The organism is Microbispora sp. H10670, assembly GCF_014161385.1.
GTDB classification, from domain to species: Bacteria; Actinomycetota; Actinomycetes; order Streptosporangiales; family Streptosporangiaceae; genus Microbispora; species Microbispora triticiradicis.
Window position 1 is genome coordinate 1 of the sequence record NZ_JABBWW010000001.1, and the last position, 24,404, is coordinate 24,404.

Sequence of the window (24,404 nt, forward strand, 5' to 3'; positions counted from 1 at the left end):
TCCCTGGAGAAGGACATCCGGGACTGGATCGCCCAGTGGAACGACAACCCCCGGCCGTTCGTATGGAAGAAGACCGCAGAGGAGATCCTCGAATCCCTCGCACGATATTGCCGACGAATTTCAGGCGCAGGACACTAGTAACCGCATCCTTAAAGCCGCCTACCTCCTACCCGCGGATAAACGTCACGCCCTCACACAGATCCACGGGTAGGACAGCACAGTCATATGTCACCCGCTTGCAGATAGGCAAGCCCCGACGGGCCCTGCTGGCTGCCACTGTGGGGTAGGAAGTTGCCCAAAATCTTGATAGATCGCTTTTGATCAGGCCAGGGCGAGTGAAATAAGGCCACCGATGTTTTTCAGGTCCTGGCGGCCCGCCAAGTGACCGATCCCCCGGTGAACGTGGATGGTGAGGGTATGTGAGATGTTCTCCTCGGTAGGTTCTTGGCCGTCGTCAAGGCAACGCTGCTTCAGGAGGGCGAGGTAGATATCGCCGTAAGTACCGGCGAAGGTTCTCCAGGTCATCTCGACATTGGAGTCGGTGGCGACATCGCGAACAAGCGGCGGCGCCGGATCCTGGAGAGAAAGCGCCAGCGCCCAACGGCACAAGGTGTTCCAGTTCTTGATGCCGGTGATGCGCTTCAATTTGATCAGTTGATCTTTCGCCGGCTGTGAGAGCCGAACATTGTCAAGCGACATGTCCTGTGCCTCCCGTCCACCAGTAGCCCGGCTCGACTGAAGTAGTGAACGTGTTGTCGTCGTGCACGAGCATGTAGGTATGCGCGATCGAGGGCTTGAGCTTGCTGAACAGGTACGCGTCGATCTCTTCGTCCGTCGACAGCAGAAGCACCTGATGACTGGCGTGGGGGAAGTAGCGATCAACCAGGTGTTCGCGATGCCGACTGTCCAGGCGACCGAGTGGGGTGTCAATCACGCTGGGCAGACGGTTCCCGGCCACCTTCGCGAGGCCCCATAGGAGTGAGACCGCCAGCAGTTGGCGCTCCCCCGCACTGAGCCGAGACGGATCCAACTCATCGTCGTCTGGACCCACCAAGGTGAGAGTGAACTTCTCAGTGTCGATTCGTAGGTCGCGAACGAGGGCGGACTTTCGCATGAGGTGCTGAAAGCTCTGCAGGACCGCCACCTCAAGCTTATTGATGTGCCGTTGCAGCAGCGCGGAACCATACTTCTCCATGGTCGCCCTGACCCTGTCGGAGTAAGTAACGATGCGCTCTGCATCCTCTGCTCGGGCGAGTTTCGCCGCCCGCCCCTTGTAGGCACGCTCACGATCGAGCTTGAGCTGTTCGCGACGGCGGCGAGCGGCTTCCAGGTCCTCTTTGAGCTTGCTGAGGCCGAACCTGAGCCTGGCCAACTCCTCTCGTTGTGCATCACGCTCCTCGAGAAGTGCGGCGATCACATCATGTTCGGGGACCCCGGCAAGCTGGCGTTCGAGAGCGCTGAGACGCTCTCGATGGAGTTGGGCTTGCTCAACGAGCTCCTGGGCTCGTGCTGCTTCCTGCCGCAAGATCTCATCCAGAGACGTGAGCTGTGGCAGGGACTCTGCCGGGAACTTGAGAATCTGGCGGATCTCATTGGCGACTGACGCGCGCCGTTCGCGGTCAGCGTTGAGGTGGCCCTCGGCAACCGCGAAGCTGTCCGCAGGGACAATTTTTTTTAACAGTTCCAGCAGCTCGCGATCCCGCTCGCTCAGTACGGAAACCACCTGTGCCGTCTCGCTGGCGCGTCGTTCCTTCTCAACCTGCTCGCGCACTCGGATTAGCTGTGGAGCTAGCAACAGTAGTGGAAGAGGGCCGCTGGCAAGGCTGTTGGCCAATACTTCATTCGCACTGATGAGTTGTGAAGCGACTTGGGACCGTTCCGTCTCCAGTTCCGCTCGTCGTGCGTAGAGGTGACCGCCCTCCTTAGCGAACGCACTCTCGAGTGCAGCGTAGCGTCGCTCAGCCTCTTCAAGCGCGGATCTCTCGGACGCTACCCGCTGAGTGAGCTCATCACAGAGGCCGTCTGCCTGTCTAATGGCGTCCTCGATACGATGGATCTCGTCGAGAGTCTGCTGATCCTCCTTGGAGATCTTCTGCCTGCGCTGGACCGCAAGCAGGTCGTTCCGGAGCCGTTCTACGGTGTTCAGACCGAGCAGAGATTGCACTGCGGACGCGATCACCGACGCCGCCCGGTCAGGATTTGCGAGCGACTCAATCTTCTCGCCGTCGAAGAAGAAGAGGGAGGATGCTTCAAGCGGGAGAATGTCCTCAACGTGGTCGGCCCACTGCTCACTGACGACGAAGTCTATTTCGCCGTCGATGAGAACATTGAGGAACTCGCGGACACTCTTGTCTTTGACTTCCCAAGACCGGAGAACCCTGTACCGGCGCTCTCGACCTTCAACGGTGGTGGAGAACTCAACGACCACCTTCGCCTGTTTTGGCCTGGCCTGACGATTGACGCTATCGCGGAGGTAATCATCGTAGGAACGGTTGCCACGACCGCTGGTACGAGCTCTGGGCCCATACAGCGCAAGTTGGATAGCGTCCAACAGCGTGGTTTTTCCACAACCATTGAGACCCCCGATCAGCACGATCGGACGCCCAGGACGAGTTTTCAGGTCGAGAACTTGTTTGCCCTTGTAGGCGCCAAAATTCTCGAGGGTGACATTAAGCAGGAGCATTTGTAGTTTCTTCGTCGAAGAGCGGCAGGTCAGGAGCTTGCTTTTCCCGTTGGTTCCGCAGGGCGCTCTGCTCGGCGTCTTCCTTGTTCTCGTAGTAGCCGCGGCGGATCGTCTTCTCCAGCTCCTCGAACAGACCGGCGCGACGGGTCATCGTCCGGAACTTGCGCTCCACAGCAAGCAGTTCGCGCGCTGTGGTGAAGTGCAGCTCGTCATCACCGCAGACCTCACGGAGCAGCTCCATCTCGTCGCCGGCGAGAGTGAGATGCTCGTCCAGAGGGCCACCTGGAAACTTCTCTCCGGTCTTCTCCTCGTAGATCTTCGGAAGGAGATCCTCTACCTCATGCTTCTCGAAGACCCAGATACGGCGGATCTCGTGGAGCTCACCCATACTGATCAGCTCGATCTCGCGAACACTGGCTGGGCCCTTCCGCCGGAGCAGGGTCTGCGCACCGAGAAGCTCTCGCAACCAGTTCACCCGTGATTCCTGGGTGTACGGGCCATGGACGATCTGGTCATTGAACAGCTGGATAGTGCCGTTCATCTTCCGCCAGTCTCGCAAGTGCTTGTCGTTGCGGCGTCCATCCTCGTCGCGGACGTCAAGCTTGTTACGCAGCTCCAGAAGTGGTTGCATCCACTCCTTCTCCTCGTCGTTCTGGATCATGGCAGCCATGGACTTGTCCTGGTCCACGAGTGTGCAGGTCCAGCAGCCGAACCGGCTGTCACCGCAGGAGGGAGTGGTGTTGTCCACGACTAGGGGGCACTCGCCATCGCTGGAGGCGCCCTGGTACATGGTCAGGAGATCCTTGTTGTTGTGTCCCCACGGGTTGGGGAGCTGCATAAGGAAGGTCCAGACCTCATCGTTCGTCCATGCCTCAATGGGGCTATATACGAGCGAGTTGGGCAGGTTGCCATTCGGCGAGAGCCGATCTCGCACTCGACGCTGCTCATGACGAGCCATGGTACGTGCCCGCGCCTGGCTTTCTGCCTTGCGAATGCCCAGGACAAGGATCGTCTCGCCATGCTCTCGAACGACGTTGCGGATGAATGTATTGGAAGGGCGGATCTTCAACCGTTCCGTACACCAGCGGAATTTAGGCCGCGGCGCAGGATAGCCCTTGCCGATCAGACCCACCCAGAAGGTGTCTTTGACGTCGGGGGTGAGACGGTGCGGCTTGATCGGAAGACGTTGTTCCTCCGCTGCCTTCTCCATCGTGATCAAAGACTGCGTGACCCAACTGGCGACGATCGGGTTCTCCACCAGAGTGTCGGTCGAGATCACATGAACTGGTTTGGTCCGCTTCTCCTCCGGCAGCTCCCGCAGCGCACGCCAGACCAGCTGAAGGACAGCTGTGGAGTCCTTACCACCGCTGTAGCCGATGACCCAAGGAACCTCATCAGCCTGGTAGAGCTCCTGGACCTCCTCTATGAGCTCTTTGAGGACGACGGCGAGACCCCCACTGTCTTTGAACGGGATGGCCCGCCGGGCCGGCATACCCACTGAGACGGTCATCGCTCTCCTCCCAGGTGCGTCGCTTCGATGTCGGCTTCTTCAGGACCGAGCTCCATACCCAGCTTCTGCCGCAGGTAGTTGACCGTCAGCACCACGTTGGAATGGTTCTTCACGACACGTCCACCAACGATGGCTCGGCCCTCCCAGTCCAGGTTCGATCGGGACCAGTCGATTTTGGCAAGGGGTTCCAGCCGCGGTTTCCACGAATCCGATTCTGCTGATTGCAACACCAGGGTGTTGCCGAGACGACCAAGAGCGTGCAGAGCGATCCCATGACTGTGCAGATACTGACGCCGGACGTCCGCTGCCGTCATCTTTCGTCTTCGCACAAGCCCCCACTCTGGAATCAGCGAGTCGATGGCCGTCCAGTACTGGTCCGCCAGCTCGGCCGCCTCGCTCACAGCCTTCAGCTCAATGCCACGCAGAAGTGCATCGGTCGCGTAGTAGAGAGCGCTGAGCGTGAAGAGCTTACGGGACCGGGCTGACAGTGTGCTGCTCTCCATCTCCACGAAGTTGCGGAAGATAGGCGACTTGAGCGCCAGCAGTCTCGCAAGATTCGCGCGCTCATCCCGATGATCGTAAAGGACTCCGATGGACCGGGCAGGTCGCACCGCGTGCCGGTTGAGGTCAGCGAACATCTGCTGGCTGCGGGCGAGCCCTGCATCGTGGAAGAACACGACCGCGATGGTCTCGTCACCCAACTCGGGGTTCTCGGAGAGCGCTGCTTCGATCGCGGCTCGCCTGTGCTGACCATCGTTGATGAGGAAGCGGGCAGCCATCGGGATGTGGAGCTGACCGATCCGCATGCCGGGACCTTCGTCGGCGATCCCTGCGAAGCGCATCTCGCCGTCGACAGACGCCGTCAGCGCGGAGAACACGTAGTCGGTCGGGTTGTCGATGATGTACGAGGCGAGTGCGGGGATACGCCCCTTGTTGAGCACCCGCTGAGCCCGCACCTCGGGCGCCAGCTCCTCCTCATCGAAGAGGAAGATCTTGGGGATGAGCCGTAGCGGACACATCGAGACGTAGAACTCGCGCTGTGCCTGGACGCCCCGGATCGCCGGGAAGACGTACTCGAACCCCGCTGTTGTTCCACTCGCCGACGGCGATGACAAGAGTTACCCCGTTGATTGACGGTACCGTAGTTACGTCAAGTTTTTAACGTACTTACGGGTCAGTCCACAAGCCAAGGGACGCAGCGAGCATGACCGCCTACTTGGACTCAGCGGCGACCACGCGGGTCGACCCCCGTGTCGCCGATGTCGTCCTTCACTGGATGACCACAGACTTCGGCAACGCGGGTAGCCGCACCCATGACTGGGGAGCCAGGGCCAAGCGAGCTGTTCAGCAAGCACGGGAACAGCTCGCCGCGCAGCTGGCCGCCAGTCCGTCTGAGTTGATCTTTACATCGGGCGCGACGGAGAGCAACAACATCGCGCTGCTGGGTCTAGCGCCGTACGGCGAAGGCGAAGGCCGCCGCCACATCATCAGCTCCGCGATCGAGCACAAGGCCGTTCTCGAGCCCTTGGAGCACCTTGCGTCCCGCGGCTTTGAAATTGATCTCATCTCGCCGGGGCCAACCGGACGAGTCAGTGTCGAAGCCGTACGCGAGCGTCTGCGCGACGACACCCTGCTGGTCTCGCTCATGCACGTCAACAACGAGACCGGAGTGATCCAGCCGGTCGCGGAGCTGGCCGACCATCTGCGCAGTACGCGTACTTACCTCCACGTGGATGGCGCTCAGGGGTTCGGCAAGCTCACGGAAGAGCTGAGAGCGCCGATCGACATGATCAGCATCAGTGGCCACAAGATCGGCGCGCCGAAGGGCATCGGCGCGCTACTCATCCGGAGATGTGGCCACGACACCGTTCCGCTGACGCCCCTCATGTACGGCGGCGGCCAGGAGCGCAAGCTTCGGCCGGGAACACTGCCGGTTCCGCTCATAGCGGGACTCGCGAAGGCAGCCGAGATCTTCGAAAAGGAGCACACGCAGTGGTGGAGTCAGGCTGCGGCGTTCCGCGCACGCCTGGTTGACGCCCTCGGCCAGACCAAGGTTCGTTTCAACGGCGACCAGGAACACGTCATCCCGCACATCCTCAACCTCTCGTTCGAGGGTGTAGATGCCGAGGCATTGATCGTCCAGCTCAAGGAGATCGCTGCTGTAGCAACAGGGTCAGCCTGTACGAGCGCCTCCTACACCCCTAGCCATGTCCTGCGCGGGATGGGGCTGCCGGACGACGTCGCCGGCAACGGCCTACGACTGTCCTGGTTTCCTGACCAGGTGCAGGACTTGGATGTCCGCGAGCTGGTTAGCGAGATCTCGGAGTTTCAGGCGGGAGTGTCCTACTTCGCTTGAATGGGCTCCTTCCGGCGCACCAGGCGGTGCCCACGAAGTTCCTTCCCACAGCGAACGAGTTCGGCCTCCCAGCCGTCTTCCGTTCCAATGAGGTGCGGATTCTCGTAGAGCCCGGCCCGCACCTCAGACTGCGTCAGCCGTCGGCACTTCAGTGCATCCGGGTCGTCAGCGGCCAGAAACTCGTGTTTGCGGTGCAGCAACGGCCGGTTCGCAGCTTCCTCATACGACTTGAAGGTGGTCTTCAGGGTGGTGAGATCTACCATGTAGGACGAGCGCAGCTTGGGATGCGGATCTGTGTCGAACTCGGGATAGACCAACCAGCTCACCGCACGGCCCTGGTGGCGAAGCTTGGCGACTGACCATGATGGCGGCCGCCCAGCCGCGATCGAAGCACAGTGTTCGTAGAGCCGTAGCACAGTCGGCATCTGATCGATCGCGCGCCTGTGCACGTAGAGCGCTGTCGGTGTGAGCTTTCCGACGTTCGACGCCTGCATGGCCCCCCTGACATACGCGTCGTCGCGTAGCTTCAGCAGCAGTCGATCAGCCCGCATGCAGGCTTCCTTGTAAGAGGAGAAGAAGGCCCTGACATCCAGCTGCAGGGAGATAGGCAGGCTGCTGTAGGGACCACGGCCGTTGAACAGCTCGACGGCAAGAAACAGCAGCGTGGAGAGGGTTGACGCCTTGACGCCGGCATCGACCTTCTCAGGATCCGCCGCCTTCCGCACGATACGCTGGAGTTCCTTTGGCTGTAGGTGAGCGAGGAGCTTCACCATCTCCGCCGGCATCTCTTCCAACTGTGGCAAGCGACCGCGTCGCTGTGTGTAGTCCACCACGGAGGCGATCGCCGAACCAGTGTCCCCGGAGGCCAGCCAGGCGACATGGGGCACAATCCTCCGGGCCAGGTAAGTAAGTCGCGCATCGTCGCTCTTGAAGGCGTAGACGATGCCGGGTGCCGCGGAGACACAGCGAACACCACATGTCTCCTCAACATAGGCGCGAAGCTCTCCGGGACTGAACAGGTGTTGGAATGTTCGCCTACTTGTCAGGACTCCGTCCTCGTACTGCCGGCCTCGGACCTTCGATCGGTCCCATGTGAGCCGGGTGGTGACCACAAGCAGGCGTTCCGCGAGTCCCCACGCAGCTTGAAGCGCCTCACGCCGCTCCTTGGTGTCCTCGATGATGTTGAGCACATAGGTCAGCAGCACGACGTCCGCCGGTTGAGGCACTGTTTCGGATGCGTAGTAGGGGTCCCACCCTTCGGCCTGGAAGTGCATCTCACGCAGCCCGCGAACATCACCCCCTCGCCCGCTCCCGTAATCCAGCACGCTGGTAGACGAGTTCACCTCACCATCGACAACGGCTTGCCGAGCCGCTATCGACAGAGTGCTACGGCCGATCGCAGTGAGACGACGATCGCTCTCCCAGTGCAAGCCGGGCATCTGAGCTCCTGTCGGTTCCATCGGCGACACCTACACTCATACCGCGATATTTATGGCCACGCTCACCAATTATCGAGCGCGGCCTTCCACAGCCGTCATGTTCCAAAGTCTGGCGACGTGAAACCGACGAGCCGCGAACCGAGGATATCCTCTACCATGCTTCCACTGCGTGGCTTCCCCTGTTCCCGGCAAAGATTTAATATGACGTCCAACGGCCGGACATAAGCGCCGCGGTTAAGTTCACCCTGAATGATAGAGAGCCCGCCGTTGGCATACTCCTCAAATACCTTGATGCGTTCCGGGAGACGGTCGTCGGCCATGATTCCCGCGTCATTCGGATACGCCAGTACGCCCATGGAGTCGATAGTGGCCGAAACGGTTGCAGAGCTATTGAACAACCCATAACGTATCGGCTCGCCCGCCTTCTCGAAAGGCTCCCGCCGGCCTTGTGACCAGCCGAGAGCCGCCGCGAAGACGAGAACCTGCCAGTAGTTCGGGAATGGCCCACCTTCCCTTGTGGTCAGCCGGCCGATGAGGTCGTCGTGCTCTTGGGGGCGCCTGACGCGAACATCGGCGTTGAGAATCATCGGTTGTCAACCTCCGTGATCTCAGCGCCGGTTCGGTCGGAGCCGATCACCTGGTACGGGTAGGTGTTACCGTCCAACGTCAGCGTCTCAGTCGCATTGCTGACATCAGTCTTAGTGGTATGTGCAGTGATGACGTATTGCTTGCCGAGTCGGGGACGCAACACCTGTTCGACGATGTCCCCTGCTTGGCCCTTGCTTGTCATGATCACTACCTGAGAGGCAAGTTTAGGCAGGAAGTCAGCAATAGCCTCACGGTAGTCCTCGTCCAGGTTGCCAAATACAGCGTCCATCACCACCGGGAAATCGCCACCGATCCCCTGAAAGACAGTGCGATCACTCTTCTGAGCCTGCCTCGCCTCGCCGATCAGCGATCCAACGAAGGTGAGAGCCAACAACATGTTCTCCCCAGTGGATTTGGGTGCCGGGACTCGCTCGCTGCCGCTCGAGTCCCACAACTCCAACTCGAAGTTGGGTGTGAGCTCGGGCTCATAGCTCTTGAACGACACCGATCGGGAGATATCTTGAATTCGATTATCGAGCCGACGCCGAACTCCCTGAGATAGGATCTCCAGAATCCGAGCTAGCGCAGTGGCCGCCTCTTCGACTGCCATGATTCGGTTTTTGATCCTGCGGCTACGGGCGTCTTTCACCCCGAGCTTGTCTATCTGGGTCTTCAGGTCCTCTCGCTCGATCCCCAGTCTTTGGCGCTCGGCGTCGGCCGCTCCAATGATAGCCAGCTTCTCGTCGCGGGCGAGCTTGGCCGCTTCCAACTTCTCCTCGGTCGCAACAACCTCTTCCGATGGGAGGCGCTTAAGCTTGATGCCTATCTCGTCGATTTCGTGCTCAAGCCGACGCTCTTCCCCTTGTGCCGCAGCGATTCGCTCGTCGAAACCCCGCAACGCCTCATGCAGCTGCGTCCTTTGATCGTCGATGCTTCCCACGAGACCCCTGAGCTGGTTCCACGCCGCCTCGACTTCAGCAAGCCCGGCACGAGCTCGCCAATGTTCCAAAGCGGCGCGGTGCGAACTCCCCTCTACCAGCAAAGTTCCGCAGATGCATCTGCCTTCCTCCAGCAGGTCATCGATGAAAGCCCGCTTGAGTGGAGCAGGCAGCTCACCTCGTTCCCGAAGTTGCTCGCAGGCGGACAACACCTCTCCTGGCAAAGTGGATAGAAAGGCGAGAAATCCATTGGATCCCACCAGCTTGGCACGCTCCTCCTCCTGCCCCTGCCTGCTCGCCACGGTTCGCTTCAGCTGATCTTCTAGGCGATATCGATTCTGCTGAAGCTCTTTCGCCTCGCTCAGCTGGGTCATCTTGAGGTTGAGAGCTCCAATCTCCGACTCGAAGTGCTTACGTTCCCTCTCTGCCTCATTGCGACGCCTCTGCTGTTCCTGGATCATCCGATCGGCGTCTTCCACCCGCCTGAGGAGCTCGTCCAACTTTCCCTGGGATGCATCATCGGCCTTCATGCTCCGACGTAACTTCTGCGCGACCTTGGGTAGATGCATGACCGCGCGCTCCATGGCCTCCAACCCGAGAAGCGTCTTTACGGCCTCCCTTACATCGTCACCGCCCTCGTACTTCACCAAAGCTTCGATGCGCTCACCATTGACAAAGAAGAACCGACTCAGGCGCTCAGGAAGAATCTGATTGAGGCGCCCGCTAGGGTTCAGTACCGGTTCCAGATTGCCGTTTCTCTCCCGTCGCCACAACTGCAATTCAGGCTTCGGGCGAGGCTGTAAGGTGCCGTGCTTGGATGCGTAGACGGACCGCTTGACGATGTAGGCGTGTCTGCCGTGCTCGAACTCGATAGTCACAGACGCGGACAAGGGAGTCCCCTCCGCCGCTGCGTTCCAGACCGTGGTATTGATCAGCTGGTCTTTGTTCTCAAGGTCATCGCTGAGCGTGCCATAGAGAGCCCACGTGAAGGCATTCAGGAGTGTGGTCTTGCCGCCGCCATTAGTGCCCCATAAGACAGTTACGTTCGCCTCCGCATCTTGCGCGAAGACGATTTTTTGGACCCCTTGATAAGGACGGAAATTCTCCAATTCTACCGAAATAAATTTCATTATGCGATACCCTCAACCTTCGTCGCCATTTCATCCCGGACCGTATTCCAGGCCAAAGCCTCGGACTTATGCAAATTCTCCTGCTCTAAAGCGAGAACCATCTTGATGACTTCGTATGCGTTTGGCGTTATCCCTCTGAGAATCTGCTCAATCTGCTCAATTTCCCGCTGATCGTCCCTTTTTTCGTTCATCCGATTACTCCCTAGACATCCATTAACTCGTAATACTCTCGTAGGTCGCGCAGTTCACTCAGAGCTGCTCCATAGTTATTCGAATATCTCGCAAACTCGACGAAACGATGCATCTCTCGCCTGAACAGTTTTCTTTCCGTCTCGAATAGCTCCTGATCCTGTGGAGGAACTGCTATGAAATCGATGACCTCGGCCTCCGCCTTCCCTGGAGCTCGACGCAGAATTCGCCCACGACGCTGGATGAACTGCCGAGGGTTACTGCTACTGGCGAGCATGTAAGCGATGCGGGCATCCGGAAGGTCGACGCCCTCATCCAGACACCGCATGGAAATCAATGCCTCCAAGTCCCCGCGTCCGAATGCTTCAAGGATTTCGCGCCGCTGCTGCCTAGGCTCCTGGGAGGTGTAGGTGTGCACGCGCATGCCAAGTCGGTTTCCCAGTAGATCAACCACCTGGTCTATCTGACGCTCCCCACCTACCGGGTCGCCCTCCTGCGGCCGCCCGCCTTCGGCGCAATAGACCAGCTGGGCCGGCAACTGACGCCGCTTACTGAGCTCCTTCTCCAGGGCGGCAACCTTCCCTCCAGCGTGACCAAGCACCTTAGCTCGCTTATTGAGTAGTTGACCAAGTCGCGCCTCCGCGTCCTCACGGGACCTCCCCTTGCCCCCCTTGATCTGGCCGTAAAGAGCACCGATGTCGCCAGTAAGAACGGTGTAGTAGGCGGCCTCTTCGTCGGTGAGTGGTACCAAGACAGGACAATACCTGTACGGGGTGAGTGCGCCCATCTCAATCGCGCCCCTGAGCCCGAGGCTGATCAGAGTCTCTCCGAAGTAATCCCGCAACGCATCGGTGCCCTTGTCGTCAAACCAGCGTTCCGGAGTCGCCGAGAGGGCCAAGCGCCAGGGCGCGTGACTTGGAAGTTTGAAGCGGTGGTGCTCAGCCCCTAGATGGTGCACCTCATCGGCGATGATCAGGAGCTCCCCACCGGCCGACGACAGAAGATTCTGAAACGCAGGCGATCCGTAGGTCTTGTTGGTGACGATCAAAGTGACCGCCCGTCCTGGTCGCAATCCCGCGATCGCGTTGTTCGCCTGAACCTGCCAGGTCTCCACCGAGTCCCGGCACTTGACGGGAACAATTCCGAATCGATTGAGCTCCCCCGACCACTGCTCCACCAGGTCGAGCAGTGGAACTACGATTACAGTGACAAGAGAGCTACTTCGCGTTCGTAGCTGCCGCCCAATCTGGTCCAGCGCTGCCAACGCGGTTATGGTCTTACCCGTGCCAGTCGCCATCTCGAAGATTCCGCGCGCCCCTGCTCGAAGCCACCGTATGATGGCCTCTTTCTGATAGTCGCGCAGCTCCACGTCTTCCGGTGTAGTGGCCCAACCCTGATTACTAAGCTGCTCACTCGGAAGCGGAAATGTTTTACGTGCAGAGGTGCTCGAATTGGACTTGGATATCTGTGCGGCCAGATCACGCAGGCGCTCCTCCGCCTCCTCTGGAAACTCCAGCACCTCCAGGCGCTCGGTCTTACCCTCCCAAAGAGCGGTGAAGTTCTCCCTGATCCTACGCACCCGACGTGCGTCCCCCGGCACCCACGAGAGGAACACTTCGATGGACTCGAAGTTGTTCTCCATCGCGGCGCGCGTCTCATTGAGAGAGCCAGTGAAGGCGACCGAGTTACCCTGAGGGTCTGTGACAATACCGATCTTCTCGTGGTAGATGCCGAGTCCATCCGTCCCGGCGACGACCGCGATCTTGATCTCAAGCACGCCTTCGGCGACCAATTTCCCCAGCGTGCCCAGTCTTTCGGCCGCTCGCGTGGTGAGCGTTTTCGGATCGATCTCTCGTGCGACTGCCCTCGCGACGACCGCACGGTACTCGTAGCCTCGACGAATATCCTCAATGTCGTCGGGCGAAAGTAGCGGGCTAGCGATCACGCGAATCCTCCCGTCGCGCGCACGCAACTTGTCGATGCCTTGCGCCACGAGTTCCAGCGATGCGCTGGTGAAGTAGCCGACAGCTCGGTCGTACTGCACAGCTTCTGCGAGCACCGGCACGTAGAAATCTCGGGCGAGGTCACCGGTGTCACTTCGGTAAGCATCGTTGATCGAGACGCGGGGCAAGCTCATCCGCTGCCTCCATCGTCGGATTCAGCCGACTCCGTTACTTGCGGCATGGACGTCGCCTCCTCCGCTGAACTTGCAGCCGGCTCTGGCTCGAACATGAGGTCACCGCTGCGCCCGCCGCCAACGGCAGCTATCCCTGGCGCGAGGTCACCCGCGTTGCCGAGCGCGCCGGCGGTTCCTGGTCCGCTGCAAAAAGCTGGAGCGTGAGACCGGACACGACGGGCGCCTGCCCTACAGAAGTGATCGCTGGTGGACGATGGTAACAAGCGGACGCCGCCACGCCACGCAGTCCGCTCGACTATGCCCGATCCGTGACGTTTGCTAGTCATAGCGGCGCCGAGGTCTTTGAGCCCGGTCTCCGAGCCTGCGATACAGCGAGGCGGCGGCTCCTCACCAAAAGCAGGTCAGTCCCTGCTCGACTCCCCACGTAAGAGCTGAAGAAAATCCTGAACAGCATCGACAGTGTCGGGACCAGAAGAATCACCTCGGCTTGGGATACTCTTTTGGGAATGCTCGCCACGCGCAATGTCCTCGACTGAGTCATCACCTTCACGAGTCTCCGCCTCTACCCAACGGAAGATCGCCGACGAGCGGCCATCGTCGCCGCTCATGGAGATCTGGACGTTCGGTAAAGAGCTGATCGCCTCCAGAAGCTGCCAGGATGGATAGCTTCTTCCAAGGACTCCTTCCAGCTGTGCCTTGGTCAGCTCTCCGTACTTCTCCAGCGCTTCGTGAATCTTCCGAGGAGAGGGCTCTGCAGCGCCCCGGCCTGAATGCTCCACCTGATAGCGATTGATCACCCACATTGGGATCCGCCCCCGATCACCCAGAGGGATCCCTTGCTGCTGCGCCCAGGCACGAACGACGGGTGCCGAGACGTCCGCAAGCTGGGAGGCGAAGGTCGGGATCTCCACTACTGACTCTTCCACCTTGTTCGGTTGGTTAGCTCCCCTCGCCTCAGTGTCGGCGGTCCCTTCGGCGCGGTCACCACCCAGCAGCGAGAGGAGCACCGCTACGATCATGTCCCGATTGGCGACTCGCAAGTAGTGAGGTGCGTTCCCCATTCCCCACCGGTCGATAAGCTCGTCAGCCAATTGGTCGATTTGACCGTTTTGTTCGAATATGGGCATTTCGGAAATTCGCTGCAGGCGCTTCCATGGTGGAGTCTCCGCTCCGTCGGCCATATGCGCCCTCCTGTTCAACGTGCTTGTCGACTATATGTGCCTGAGATGGACCCCCACCCCGGAGCGAATATGACATGAAGCTCTGGATCCGAGCTGGGTCCTATTCTGCGGTGTAGCGCGTGGGTTCGACAGAGCCGATTGTTCGTGCACCCTGTCACGGGGAAACCCACGCGCCTAGCGACGAGGCCCGTACCCCTCTTGAGTGATCAGCGCCGCGGGCTTCCCGAACGGCGCCGTTTCGCATCCGCCGGTCGTGGCCTTGTCTGCTCAAGGAGCAGCTCGTCCATGACACACACCGAGCTCGCCTGCTGCGCGATGATGCAACGGCGAGGTGCGAGCAGCGGCTCACCCTTCCTCGGAGGCGCGAGGGTTGCGGCGAGGGCGAACATGGCCAGGAGTAGTGCCGCCTGGAGCGTCACCGGCACCCCGGTGGGGAGTGGAATATGGAACCGAATCTGTCCCGCGAGCATGCCGCGAGCAGGAGCGGATTCGTCGGCTGGCGAGTCGTGACCTACTATAGGGTAGGTCGGCGAGTTGGTGATCAGTTTGCAGTCACACGTCGACACGGGAGCGGCGCCTTCTAGGTCGGCAACTTGGCGGGCGCCGCTCTTTCTGTCGGGACGGCGTCTTCGTTGCGGGGGCACGAATTTCCTTTCTGCGGACAATCGGGCAAATCCTGACATGGCTCTCGCCTGGGCACGCATACACCTATCCCACAAGTTCGGCTGAGCCGGAGCGAGAGTAAGTGCCACGATACATCCCGCAACCACCACACGCCTTGAAATCGTGACATTGGTGGAATGCGACACAAAAGCTCGTCTTAACCGACTCTAGCCGGTCACCGGAGCTTCAGACCACGGCACTAGGGGAACGCTACTCTCCGTGATCTTGCTTGAAGTCAGTGCCGATAACAGGAATCAGGGCGTCGTGGAGCTAGCCCTCGCTTGCCCTGCACCCCGACACTAGATCCGAACGCGGTTGGAACCGATTCCTCGTACACTTTCAAACAGCAAGAGCGGGCACCCACCACACTTAAGGATACAATTAACCTTACCCTAGGTGATCATCGCCCTCAGAAGTTGTTACGATGAGTAATATAAAGGCGAGCAGTAATACCCGATAGAGAACTTTGGTGCTGTCACCCCGGGCGCCCAACGGACGAAACGGAGAATGCTCCGCATGGGCATACCGCCCCAAGCGGGGGATTACCACATATTCGATGGAATGTCAAGTGCTATTAGAATTAGAGATCATCCCAAACCGCTTGCCTGTGAGTCATATCACACTCCTAGAGCAATTCGATCACCGTGAGTAACGGCGAAGGGCCAGCTGTCCAGTCGAGTTCCGGCGTTCCCTCTAGCCTGGTGATCCGGGCTACCAGGCTCTGGCGCTGTTGCTCGCCGGTAGCGCGATCAGTGCGGCATACGCCTGGCTGACCACGATTGATCCGGCAAGTCCTCCTGCCCCGAGCGACCGTCATGGCACGTGGATTCAGATTCTTTGGCGACCGTCGCCGGGGACCCTCAATGGTCGGTCATTCTTCGGGCTGCCCGATGAGCTCGTCCTTCCTCAGCGTCACCCTGGCGCAGAGCAGGGCGACGAGATGCGGCGAGTTGACCGGCCTCCAGCGCTCTTACGTCAGCTCGGTCAGCTTGATAGCCCTTACCCCCAGGCTGGCCGCCGATGCCGACCCCTTGGTGACCGTGGTGGTGTTTTTTATGACGCTGGTGTCGGGCGACATGGTGACCGTGGTGTGATGCCGACGGGAGCGAAGGTCGACCCAAGCAAAGTTAGTCGGCACAGAGACACCCATCAGTCCGTCGGGTATACGGCGCTGTGTGTAGCCTAATTGCGCGGTCCCTTGCCCCCCGTCCGGCAGCACAGGAATAGCGGACGGACTACTCAGGTGGCGCGCGGCCCAGCCTGCCGACACTGCTGACGGCCGACACCGACCCCCAGGCCGCACACGCCCGTCGGCCACCAAGTGGGCGAAGGGTCGCCAGGCGGCTTAAGACGAGGTCGGCACAGACAGAGTCCCGGAAGCCAGCCGGGACCCTTCGCCGTTTCGTAGGCTCGTCTCGTCGCCTCATGAGGCCGAAAAGCGCGGCGCGACCTGCGGGAACGCGTCCAAGATCATTGCACGCATATTGGTGGACCGGCGACAGACGGGGGCTCGCAGTGGCCTACGGCTGCATAGGCCGGAAAAACAGAAGAGGCCCCGGAGGGCCTCTGAGCTGCTGCTTTGCTGGTGGCAGGTGCAAGGTTCGAACTTGCGTAGGCTGAGCCGACGGTTTTACAGACCGCTCCCTTTGGCCACTCGGGCAACCTGCCGTGTCTTCCGCTCGCCGCGGCGACAGGTAGAAGAATAGCGGACTTCCCGGGTGCACGTGACATGGGTTCCGTCCGGGTCGCTCCTGGACAGCGGCGGGTCCGGAAACCCAGGAGCGGGCGCGGCAGGCCGACGGTCATAGTGGGACGGTGATCAGACAGGCCGAGCCGGCGGACCTCGCGGCCCTTCCCGAGATCGAGCGAGCCGCGGACGGGATGTTCGCGCCGCTCGGCATCGTCTTCCCTCCCGGCACCACGGTTGTCGAGGAGTGCGACGATCCCGCGCGTGTCATCGTGGCCGGTCGGCCGCCGGTGGGGTTCGCCCTGCTCGGGGTGGTCGACGGCCTGACTCACCTCGAGCAGATCGCCGTGCATCCCGGTCACGCCAACCAGGGGATCGGGACCCGGCTTCTGAAGGCTGTCTCCGCGACTGCCGCCGCCCCGCAAACAAGAAACAGAGCGGTGACGCTGACGACGTTCCGGGACGTGCCGTGGAACGCGCCCTGGTACGCGCGACGCGGCTTCCGCGTCATCCAGCCCTCTGAGTGGGGGCCGGAACTCAGCGCGCTGGTCGAGCACGAACGGGCGCTCGGCATAGAGGTGGCGCCCCGCGTCGTGATGAGGAAAGACCTCTGATCCCGGCGGGGCCCACTAATCTCGAAGGGCAACGGAGAGAGGACACGGACACCGATGGCCGACAGCAGTTTCGACGTGGTGAGCAAGATCGACCGGCAGGAGGTCGACAACGCCCTGAACCAGACGGTCAAGGAGGTCGGGCACCGCTTCGACTTCAAGGGCACGGGCGCGAGCATCTCCTGGTCGGGGCAGAAGGACATCGAGATCAAGGCGAACAGCGAGGAGCGGGCCAACGCGGTCCTCGACGTCTTCAAGGAGAAGATCGTCAAGCGCAACCTGTCCCTCAAGATCCTGGACGCGGGTGAGCCGAAGCCGTCCGGCCGGGAGTACCGCCTGGTGGTGGCCCTCAAGGAGGGCATCGACCAGGAGAACGCCAAGAAGATCTCCAAGCTGATCCGGGACGAGGGCCCGAAGGGCGTGAAGGCGCAGATCCAGGGCGAGGAGCTCCGGGTCAGCTCCAAGAAGAAGGACGAGCTCCAGGAGGTGATCTCCCTGCTCAAGGGCAAGGACCTCGACATCGCCCTCCAGTTCGTCAACTACCGGTGATACCGGTCACAGCCGAAAACCAGCGCTAAGGCCCTGACCTGCGGGTTCAGGGCCTTTGTCGTGTCTGGACATCCCACCACCATGACCACTTGGTTGCCCCAAGCAACGATCATCGTATGATTGCTTAGGGAAACTAAGTTCAAGCGCAGAGGGGCTTTGATGGCGAACGCGATGACCAGGGAGACGCCGCCGGGCGCGGCGGCCCCCGCGATGACGCACCGGGAGATCCTGGAGGCGCTCTCGGGTCTGATGCTGGGGATGTTCGTCGCGATTCTGTCGTCCACCGTCGTGGCGAACGCGCTCCCGACGATCACGGCGGAGCTGCACGCGGACGAGACGACGTACACGTGGGTGATCACCGCGACACTGCTCGCGACCACGGTCTCGACGCCGATCTGGGGCAAGCTCGCCGACCTGTTCAGCAAGAAGTTGCTGATCCAGCTCGGGCTGACCGTGTACGTGATCGGCTCGGCGATCGCCGGCCTTTCGCAGAACCCCTCGATGCTGATCGCGGCGCGGGTGGTGCAGGGCCTCGGCGTCGGCGGCCTGACCGCCCTCGCCCAGGTCATCATGGCGGCGATGATTCCGCCGCGGGAGCGGGGCCGCTACTCGGGTTACCTCGGCGCGGTGTTCGCCGTCGGCACGATCGGCGGCCCGCTCATCGGCGGCCTGATCGTCGACACCTCGTGGCTCGGCTGGCGCTGGTGCTTCTACGTCGGCGTGCCGTTCGCGATCATCTCGCTGATCGTGCTGCAGAAGACCCTGCACCTGCCGGTGGTCAAGCGTGACGTGCGCATCGACTGGGGCGGCTCGGTCCTGATCGCGGCCTCGGTCTCGCTGCTGCTGGTCTGGGTCTCCTTCGCGGGCACCAAGTACGACTGGCTGTCGTGGCAGACCGGCGCGATGGTCGGCGGGGCCCTCGTGCTCGCCGCGCTGTTCCTGCTGGTGGAGACGAAGGCCAGGGAGCCGATCGTCCCGCTGCACCTGTTCCGGGTCCGTACGATCAGCCTCGCCGTGGTCGCCAGCGTCCTGGTCGGCGTGGGCATGTTCGGCGGCACGACCTTCCTCAGCCAGTACTTCCAGCTCGCCCGCGGCGAGACCCCCACCGTGGCGGGCCTGATGACGCTGCCGATGATCCTGGGCCTCGCGCTCTCCTCCACCGTCTCCGGGCAGATCATCACCCGCACCGGACGCTGGAAGGTCTTCCTCGTCTCCGGCACGTTCTTCCTCACCGCCGGCTTCGCGCTCATGGGCACGCTGCGGTACGACACCGACTACTGGCTCGTCGCCGTCTTCATGTTCCTCGTCGGCGTGGGCGTCGGCATGAGCCAGCAGAACCTCGTGCTCGCCGTGCAGAACCAGGTGCGCGCCGAGGAACTGGGCGCGGGCAGCGCGGTCGTCGCGTTCTTCCGCTCCCTCGGCGGCGCGATCGGCGTCTCCGCGCTCGGCGCCGTGATGGTCAACCGCGTCCGGACCTACCTGCAGGAGAACCTCTCCGCGATCGGCGTCGACGGCACCGGCGGCGAGAGCGGCACGATTCCGAAGCTCTCCGCGCTCCCCGCGCCGATCCGGACCGCCATGGAGGGCGCGTACGGCCACGGGATCGGCGACCTGTTCCTCTACGCCGCGCCGGTCGCCTTCCTCGCACTGATCGCCGTGCTGTTCATCAAGGAGGTCCCGCTGCGGACCAGCGCACACACCGTCCAGGCCGAGGCTCCGGCGGAGCCCGAGCCCGCCCTCACGGAACCTGCCCGCGGGAGGAACGGCTCCTCGCCCGGCCGCCACGCGCAGCGCGACCGGCAGACGCCCGTCACAGTCGGCGTAGAAACAACCGGGACCGAGACGACCTCGCCCAACGGCTTCGGCGCCGTCCCCCACCACCTTGAGACCCAGCCCTTCGCCCCCGAGCCGGCCGTCCTCACCGCCACGCGCGAGCGTCCGTACGCGAGCCTCGCGACCGAGGCGTACGGCCTCGGCGGCCGGAGCGGTCAGGACGGTCAGGGCGGTCAGGGCGGTGTGGAGATCCGCGGGCTCGTCACCGGCCAGGACGGCGTGCCCGTGGGCCGCGCCGTGCTCACGCTGATCGACGTGCGCGGCCACCAGCTCGGCCGTACGGTCACCCGGGACGACGGCGGCTACGCGCTCGCGGCTCCGGGCGGCGGGACGTACGTGCTGATCGCGTCGGCCGGCGACCGGGACCCGCAGGTCGCCACGCTGGTCGTCGGCGAGCAGCCGGTGGACTTCGACATGGTGCTCGCGGCCTCCGGACGGCTCGTCGGCACCGTACGCGGCACCGACGGCGGGCCGGTCGCCGAGGCGATGGTCGTGGTGACGGACGTGCGCGGCGAGGTCGTCGCGACCGGCGCGACCGACGCCGAGGGCGGCTTCTCCTTCTCCGGCGTGGTGGCCGGAACCTACACGCTCACGGTCAGCGGCGCGGCGTACCGCCCGGCGGCGGTCCCGATCGAGGTGCTCGGCACCGGGCAGACCCGGCAGGACGTCGTGCTGCTGCCCGGCGCGCGGGTGCGCGGCACGGTCCGTGTCCGGGACGGCGTGCCGCTGGCGGACGCCAGGGTCACGCTGCTCGACGCCGCGGGCAACGTGGTGAGCGTGGTGACCACCGGCGAGGACGGCGAGTACGCCTTCACCGACCTCACCGGCGGCCGCTACACCGTCGTCGCGACCGGTTACCCGCCCGTCGCGAACTCCCTGAACCTCGACGGGCAGGGCGACGAACCGTACGACGTGTGGCTGGGGCACCCGGAATGAGCATGTCCACGACGGTCCCCCGGGGACTGCACGCGTCGGTCCGGACCCCGGACGGCTGGGCCGTCCAGCACGCGATCGTCACCGTGACCGACACGGCCGGGCGCCAGGTCGCGCGGGCGGAGGCGGACGCCGACGGGCAGGTCGCCACCGCCCCGCTGGCCCCGGGCGTCTACACGGTGGTCGCGACCGCGATCGGGTACGCGCCGGCCGCGTCCACCGCGATCGCGACCGCCTCGGGGGCGGCGGAGGCCGGCACGCTCGTGCTCGCCCGCCAGGGCGGCACCGAGCTTCCGCCGCCCGGGGTGTGGACGATCGACCCGGCGCACTCCAAGGTGTCGGCCACGGCCCGGCACCTCGGCCTGAGCAGCGTGCAGGGGCGGTTCACCGAGTTCTCCGGCCGGATCGACATGGGCGCGACGCCGGAGGAGTCGTCGGTCGTCGCCGAGATCGTGGCGGCGTCCATCGACACCGGCAACGAGATGCGCGATGATCACCTGCGGTCGGCGGACTTCCTCGACGTCCCGGAGCATCCGGTCATCACGTACCGGAGCACCGGGCTGTCGCCGGCGGGCCCGGACCGGTGGACGGTGCACGGCGTGCTGACGCTGAGCGGCGTGAGCCGCCCGGTCGATCTCGACCTCGCGTACCTCGGCACCGGCCCGGATCTGTGGGGCGGGCTGCGGGCGGCCTTCCGCGCGGTCACCGAGCTGCGCCGGGAGGACTTCGCGATGACGTACAACCAGATCGTCCAGGCCGGCATCTCACTGATCGGGGCGACGCTGAAAGTGGAGCTGGACATCCAGGCGGTGCGCGGGTAGACCCTGCCACAGGCAGTCAGGAGGAGGCAGGCCATGACGGAGACGGGGACCTCTCTCCGGCCGCCCGCGGCCGAGACCCAGGAGGGACAGGAGACGGTGCAGGAGGCGCACGAGGCGTACTGCGCGGTCGAGCGGCAGCTCGCCATCCTGCTCCGGCGCTCCCAGGCGTTCTCCGCCGGGATGGGACGCAAGGTGCATCCCGAGCTGGACCCCGGCGCGTACGGCCTGCTCGTGCGGATCGACCAGAGCTCGCCCATGCGCTCCAGCGATCTGGCCGCCTATCTGCGGGTGGGCCGGGCGACGATCAGCCGCCAGCTCAAGGTGCTGGAGGAGCTCGGGCTGATCGTCCGCAGCCCCGACCCCGAGGACGGCCGCGCCCACCTGCTGGCCCTCACCGAGGAGGGGCACAGACGGCTCCACGACGCGCGGGCGGCGCGCCAGGGACAGCTGCGCACGCTGCTCGCCGCCTGGCCGGAGGAGGACGTGCGGCTGCTCGCCGGGATGCTGGAGAGGTTCAACACACTGACCGAGGGCATGCACCCCTGACTCCGGAGTCCCAGCTGTTACCAGGAGACCTCACCCTGTGACAAAAGCGTCATAACGTGCCCCTAAACTGCGCCTCTGTACAGTTCACGTACTAGAGCGAGGAGGCCGCGTGGCTCCCTGGTCCACTTATCGGCAAGCGGCGGGCATCGGCGCGGCGGCGCTGGCGACGGTCCTCCTGGTGACCGCCTGCGGGGGCGAGTCGGGCGGCTCGGACTCGGCCGCGACGGCCCCCGCCGGCCCGAACACCGTCGCCCTCATCAACGGCGGCAAGATCACGACCTGTACGAACATCCCGTACGAGCCGTTCCAGTTCAACCAGGGCGACAAGGTCGTCGGGTTCGACGTGGACATCGTCGACCTGGTCGCCAAGAAGCTGGGCGTGACGCAGGACATCGTCGACATCGACTTCGCGGCGATCAAGAGCGGCGCCGCGCTCAACTCCCGCAAGTGCGACGTGGCCGCCGCCGGCATGACGATCACCGACGAGCGCAAGCAGAACCTGCTGTTCTCTGAGCCGTACTTCGACGCCACCCAGGCGCTGATGGCCAAGAAGGGCAGCGGGGTCACCTCGCTCGACGACGTCAAGGCCAAGAACCTCAAGCTCGGCGCGCAGGCGTCGACCACCGGTCTCGACTACGTCAAGGGCAAGGGCTTCGAGCCGATCGAGTTCGCCGACTCTCCCAAGGAGCTGCTCGGCCTGCAGACCGGCCAGGCGGACGTCATCGTGCAGGACCTCCCGGTCGTGCTGACGTGGCTGAAGAAGCCCGAGGTCGGCGCCAAGTTCGAGCAGGTCGCCAGCCTCGACACCGGTGAGCAGTACGGCATCGGGATGAAGAAGGACAACACGGCGCTCAAGAAGGTCATCGACGAGGTCCTCGCCGCCGCGAAGTCGGACGGCACCTACAACGCGATCTACAAGAAGTGGTTCGGGACCGAGCCGGGCGCCGCGACCGGCGGCGCCTCGGACGGCGCCACGACCGGTGAGAGCCCGGCCACGACCGGAACCGAGTCGCCCGCCGCAGGATCATGAGTGCTGTGAGCGAACAGGAGGCGCCCTCCCCGGCTGAGCCCCGCAAGGGGCTCAGCCCGCGCCGGAAACAGCGCATCAGCCGGGGCGTCCAGTACGCCCTGCTGGTGGTCCTCGTGGTCGTCCTGGCCGCCCTGGCCGACTGGGGCGCGATCCGCGAGTCGTTCCTCAACCTCGACGTGGCCGGCAAGGGCCTCCCCCAGCTGTTCACGGTCGCCCTGCGGAACACGGTCATCTACACCGTCACCGGGTACGCCTTCGGCTTCGTGGTCGGCCTGCTGCTGGCGCTGATGCGGCAGTCGTCGGTGGCGCCGTACCGCTGGGTCGCGGCCGGATACGTCGAGATCTTCCGGGGGCTGCCCGCGCTCGTCATCTTCCTGATGATCGGCAGCCTGCCGCTCGCGTTCCCCGGCTTCCACGTGCCCGGCGAGGTGTACGGCCAGGCGGCCCTGGGCCTCGGCCTCGTGTCGGCGGCGTACATGGCCGAGACGTTCCGCGCCGGCCTGCAGGCGGTGCCCAGGGGACAGATGGAGGCGGCGCGCTCGCTCGGCATGCCGTACATGCGGGCGATGGTCTCCATCGTGATCCCGCAGGCCATCAGGATCGTGATCCCGCCGCTGACCAACGAGCTGGTCCTGCTGTTCAAGGACTCCTCGCTGGTGCTGTTCCTCGGGGTCACGGCCGCGCAGGTGGAGCTGGCCAAGTTCGGCAACGACCAGTCGTCCACGTTCGCCAACCCCACGCCGATCCTCATGTCCGGCCTCACGTACCTGTTGATCACGATCCCCCTCGGGTACGTCGCCAGGCGGCTGGAGTCTCGTCAGGGAGCGAGCCGATGAGCACCGTCGAGATCAAGGACCTGCACAAGTCGTTCGGCAGCCTGGAGGTCCTGCGCGGCATCGACTTCACGGTCGAGAGCGGCCAGGTGGTCTGCGTGATCGGGCCGTCCGGCTCCGGGAAGTCGACGCTGCTGCGCTGCGTCAACCTGCTGGAGCAGCCGACCTCCGGCAGGGTGATCGTCGACGGCGTCGACCTGACCGACCCGGACGTGGACATCGACGCCGCCCGGCGGCGGATCGGCATGGTGTTCCAGCAGTTCAACCTGTTCCCGCACCTGACCGTGCGGCGGAACGTCACGATCGCCCAGGAGCGGGTGCTCAAGCGGCGCCGGGACGAGTGCGACAGCGTCGCCAGGGAGAACCTGGAGAAGGTCGGCCTGCTCGAGAAGCTCGACGCCTATCCGCCCCAGTTGTCCGGTGGTCAGCAGCAACGCGTGGCCATCGCCCGCGCGCTCGCCATGAACCCCTCGCTGATGCTGTTCGACGAGCCGACCTCGGCGCTCGACCCCGAGTTGGTCGGCGACGTGCTGTCGGTCATGCGGCAGCTCGCCGAGGACGGCATGACCATGCTGGTCGTCACCCACGAGATGGGCTTCGCCCGCGAGGTCGCCGACCGGGTGGTGTTCATGGACGGCGGCGTGATCGTCGAGGACGGGCCGCCCGAGCAGGTCATCGCCGACCCGCAGCACGAGCGGACCCGCGAGTTCCTGCGCCGGGTGCTGCACCCCGGCACCTGACCCCGGC

Annotated in this window: 20 protein-coding genes and 1 tRNA gene; 10 read left to right on the top strand and 11 right to left on the bottom strand. The window is 63.3% G+C overall.

The genetic code is table 11. From position 1 onward, the window contains the following. Positions 1 to 321: 321 nt before the first annotated feature. Genes dndE through dndB form a run of 4 tightly spaced genes read right to left on the bottom strand, consistent with a single transcriptional unit; the run spans position 322 to position 5,308 of the window. The gene (gene dndE, locus HHX33_RS00005; protein WP_182872761.1) at positions 322 to 699 is read right to left on the bottom strand and encodes a DNA sulfur modification protein DndE; all 378 of its coding nucleotides are present in this window, start codon (positions 697 to 699) and stop codon (positions 322 to 324) included. Beyond that, positions 689 to 2,683, bottom strand: a complete 1,995-nt coding sequence (gene dndD / locus HHX33_RS00010; protein WP_182872762.1) for a DNA sulfur modification protein DndD — start codon at positions 2,681 to 2,683, stop codon at positions 689 to 691. Before dndD ends, dndE begins: the two co-directional genes overlap by 11 nt. Next, positions 2,670 to 4,193: a DNA phosphorothioation system sulfurtransferase DndC gene (gene dndC, locus HHX33_RS00015; protein ID WP_182872763.1), complete on the bottom strand. Its 1,524-nt coding sequence runs from the start codon at positions 4,191 to 4,193 to the stop codon at positions 2,670 to 2,672. Before dndC ends, dndD begins: the two co-directional genes overlap by 14 nt. Further along, a complete protein-coding gene (dndB, locus tag HHX33_RS00020) occupies positions 4,190 to 5,308 on the bottom strand; it encodes a DNA sulfur modification protein DndB (protein ID WP_182872764.1) in 1,119 nt (372 codons plus the stop codon). The genes dndC and dndB overlap by 4 nt, the downstream gene beginning before the upstream one ends. 89 nt (positions 5,309 to 5,397) lie before the next feature. Here dndB and dndA point away from each other — a divergent pair, with 89 nt between their 5' ends. Next, positions 5,398 to 6,549 (top strand): cysteine desulfurase DndA, encoded by a 1,152-nt coding sequence (dndA, locus tag HHX33_RS00025; RefSeq protein ID WP_182872765.1) that lies wholly within the window; start codon positions 5,398 to 5,400, stop codon positions 6,547 to 6,549. On the opposite strand, the gene HHX33_RS00030 is transcribed toward dndA, so the two are convergent. From HHX33_RS00030 to HHX33_RS00055, 6 genes are all read right to left on the bottom strand, one after another. Next, positions 6,537 to 7,988, bottom strand: a complete 1,452-nt coding sequence (locus HHX33_RS00030) for a DNA phosphorothioation-associated putative methyltransferase (RefSeq protein WP_182872766.1) — start codon at positions 7,986 to 7,988, stop codon at positions 6,537 to 6,539. The two genes, dndA and HHX33_RS00030, sit on opposite strands and share 13 nt — an antisense overlap. A 95-nt stretch (positions 7,989 to 8,083) precedes the next feature. Further along, complete coding sequence (locus HHX33_RS00035; RefSeq protein ID WP_182872767.1) at positions 8,084 to 8,575, bottom strand: DNA phosphorothioation-associated protein 4; 492 nt, start codon at positions 8,573 to 8,575, stop codon at positions 8,084 to 8,086. Next, positions 8,572 to 10,644 (bottom strand): AAA family ATPase, encoded by a 2,073-nt coding sequence (locus tag HHX33_RS00040; protein WP_182872768.1) that lies wholly within the window; start codon positions 10,642 to 10,644, stop codon positions 8,572 to 8,574. The genes HHX33_RS00035 and HHX33_RS00040 overlap by 4 nt, the downstream gene beginning before the upstream one ends. Further along, complete coding sequence (locus HHX33_RS00045; RefSeq protein WP_182872769.1) at positions 10,644 to 10,835, bottom strand: hypothetical protein; 192 nt, start codon at positions 10,833 to 10,835, stop codon at positions 10,644 to 10,646. The genes HHX33_RS00040 and HHX33_RS00045 overlap by 1 nt, the downstream gene beginning before the upstream one ends. A gap of 11 nt (positions 10,836 to 10,846) precedes the next feature. Next, positions 10,847 to 12,970: a DEAD/DEAH box helicase family protein gene (locus HHX33_RS00050; protein ID WP_182872770.1), complete on the bottom strand. Its 2,124-nt coding sequence runs from the start codon at positions 12,968 to 12,970 to the stop codon at positions 10,847 to 10,849. 401 nt (positions 12,971 to 13,371) lie between these two features. Further along, on the bottom strand, positions 13,372 to 14,151 hold the full coding sequence (locus HHX33_RS00055) for an Lsr2 family protein (protein ID WP_182872771.1): 780 nt from the start codon (positions 14,149 to 14,151) through the stop codon (positions 13,372 to 13,374). A 1,553-nt stretch (positions 14,152 to 15,704) separates the two neighbouring features. Here HHX33_RS00055 and HHX33_RS00060 point away from each other — a divergent pair. Then, positions 15,705 to 15,908, top strand: a complete 204-nt coding sequence (locus tag HHX33_RS00060) for a hypothetical protein (protein WP_182872772.1) — start codon at positions 15,705 to 15,707, stop codon at positions 15,906 to 15,908. 489 nt (positions 15,909 to 16,397) lie between these two features. On the opposite strand, the gene HHX33_RS00065 is transcribed toward HHX33_RS00060, so the two are convergent. Further along, a tRNA-Tyr gene (locus HHX33_RS00065) sits at positions 16,398 to 16,482 on the bottom strand. Between the two features lie 147 nt (positions 16,483 to 16,629). Between HHX33_RS00065 and HHX33_RS00070 the strand changes: the two genes are divergently transcribed. The 8 genes from HHX33_RS00070 (at position 16,630) to HHX33_RS00105 (ending at position 24,397) form a co-directional block, all read left to right on the top strand. Continuing rightward, complete coding sequence (locus HHX33_RS00070) at positions 16,630 to 17,115, top strand: GNAT family N-acetyltransferase (protein ID WP_310741152.1); 486 nt, start codon at positions 16,630 to 16,632, stop codon at positions 17,113 to 17,115. A 54-nt stretch (positions 17,116 to 17,169) separates the two neighbouring features. Then, positions 17,170 to 17,661, top strand: a complete 492-nt coding sequence (locus HHX33_RS00075; protein WP_111697993.1) for a YajQ family cyclic di-GMP-binding protein — start codon at positions 17,170 to 17,172, stop codon at positions 17,659 to 17,661. Between the two features lie 159 nt (positions 17,662 to 17,820). Next, entirely contained in the window at positions 17,821 to 20,430 is a 2,610-nt protein-coding gene (locus tag HHX33_RS00080; RefSeq protein ID WP_220501350.1) for an MFS transporter, read from the top strand. Positions 20,431 to 20,432: 2 nt separating this feature from the next. Further along, entirely contained in the window at positions 20,433 to 21,248 is an 816-nt protein-coding gene (locus HHX33_RS00085; RefSeq protein ID WP_182872773.1) for a YceI family protein, read from the top strand. A gap of 33 nt (positions 21,249 to 21,281) precedes the next feature. Further along, the gene (locus HHX33_RS00090; protein ID WP_111697995.1) at positions 21,282 to 21,794 is read left to right on the top strand and encodes a MarR family winged helix-turn-helix transcriptional regulator; all 513 of its coding nucleotides are present in this window, start codon (positions 21,282 to 21,284) and stop codon (positions 21,792 to 21,794) included. Between the two features lie 109 nt (positions 21,795 to 21,903). Continuing rightward, a complete protein-coding gene (locus HHX33_RS00095) occupies positions 21,904 to 22,824 on the top strand; it encodes an ABC transporter substrate-binding protein (protein WP_182872774.1) in 921 nt (306 codons plus the stop codon). After that, entirely contained in the window at positions 22,821 to 23,660 is an 840-nt protein-coding gene (locus tag HHX33_RS00100; RefSeq protein ID WP_182872775.1) for an amino acid ABC transporter permease, read from the top strand. The genes HHX33_RS00095 and HHX33_RS00100 overlap by 4 nt, the downstream gene beginning before the upstream one ends. Continuing rightward, positions 23,657 to 24,397 carry an amino acid ABC transporter ATP-binding protein gene (locus HHX33_RS00105; RefSeq protein WP_182872776.1) on the top strand — a complete coding sequence of 247 codons (741 nt, stop codon included), beginning with the start codon at positions 23,657 to 23,659 and terminating at the stop codon, positions 24,395 to 24,397. Before HHX33_RS00100 ends, HHX33_RS00105 begins: the two co-directional genes overlap by 4 nt. Positions 24,398 to 24,404: the final 7 nt, after the last annotated feature.

Excerpts from the sequence above, each read along its gene's own strand:
- HHX33_RS00060 (WP_182872772.1), top strand. The coding sequence starts at position 15,705 with ATGAGCTCGTCCTTCCTCAGCGTCACCCTGGCGCAGAGCAGGGCGACG.
- dndD (WP_182872762.1), bottom strand. The coding sequence starts at position 2,683 with ATGCTCCTGCTTAATGTCACCCTCGAGAATTTTGGCGCCTACAAGGGC.
- HHX33_RS00030 (WP_182872766.1), bottom strand. The coding sequence starts at position 7,988 with ATGCCCGGCTTGCACTGGGAGAGCGATCGTCGTCTCACTGCGATCGGC.
- HHX33_RS00075 (WP_111697993.1), top strand. The coding sequence starts at position 17,170 with ATGGCCGACAGCAGTTTCGACGTGGTGAGCAAGATCGACCGGCAGGAG.
- HHX33_RS00055 (WP_182872771.1), bottom strand. The coding sequence starts at position 14,151 with ATGGCCGACGGAGCGGAGACTCCACCATGGAAGCGCCTGCAGCGAATT.
- HHX33_RS00035 (WP_182872767.1), bottom strand. The coding sequence starts at position 8,575 with ATGATTCTCAACGCCGATGTTCGCGTCAGGCGCCCCCAAGAGCACGAC.
- HHX33_RS00105 (WP_182872776.1), top strand. The coding sequence starts at position 23,657 with ATGAGCACCGTCGAGATCAAGGACCTGCACAAGTCGTTCGGCAGCCTG.
- HHX33_RS00090 (WP_111697995.1), top strand. The coding sequence starts at position 21,282 with ATGACGGAGACGGGGACCTCTCTCCGGCCGCCCGCGGCCGAGACCCAG.
- dndC (WP_182872763.1), bottom strand. The coding sequence starts at position 4,193 with ATGACCGTCTCAGTGGGTATGCCGGCCCGGCGGGCCATCCCGTTCAAA.
- HHX33_RS00040 (WP_182872768.1), bottom strand. The coding sequence starts at position 10,644 with ATGAAATTTATTTCGGTAGAATTGGAGAATTTCCGTCCTTATCAAGGG.
- HHX33_RS00085 (WP_182872773.1), top strand. The coding sequence starts at position 20,433 with ATGTCCACGACGGTCCCCCGGGGACTGCACGCGTCGGTCCGGACCCCG.
- HHX33_RS00100 (WP_182872775.1), top strand. The coding sequence starts at position 22,821 with ATGAGTGCTGTGAGCGAACAGGAGGCGCCCTCCCCGGCTGAGCCCCGC.
- dndE (WP_182872761.1), bottom strand. The coding sequence starts at position 699 with ATGTCGCTTGACAATGTTCGGCTCTCACAGCCGGCGAAAGATCAACTG.
- HHX33_RS00050 (WP_182872770.1), bottom strand. The coding sequence starts at position 12,970 with ATGAGCTTGCCCCGCGTCTCGATCAACGATGCTTACCGAAGTGACACC.
- HHX33_RS00045 (WP_182872769.1), bottom strand. The coding sequence starts at position 10,835 with ATGAACGAAAAAAGGGACGATCAGCGGGAAATTGAGCAGATTGAGCAG.
- dndA (WP_182872765.1), top strand. The coding sequence starts at position 5,398 with ATGACCGCCTACTTGGACTCAGCGGCGACCACGCGGGTCGACCCCCGT.
- HHX33_RS00080 (WP_220501350.1), top strand. The coding sequence starts at position 17,821 with ATGGCGAACGCGATGACCAGGGAGACGCCGCCGGGCGCGGCGGCCCCC.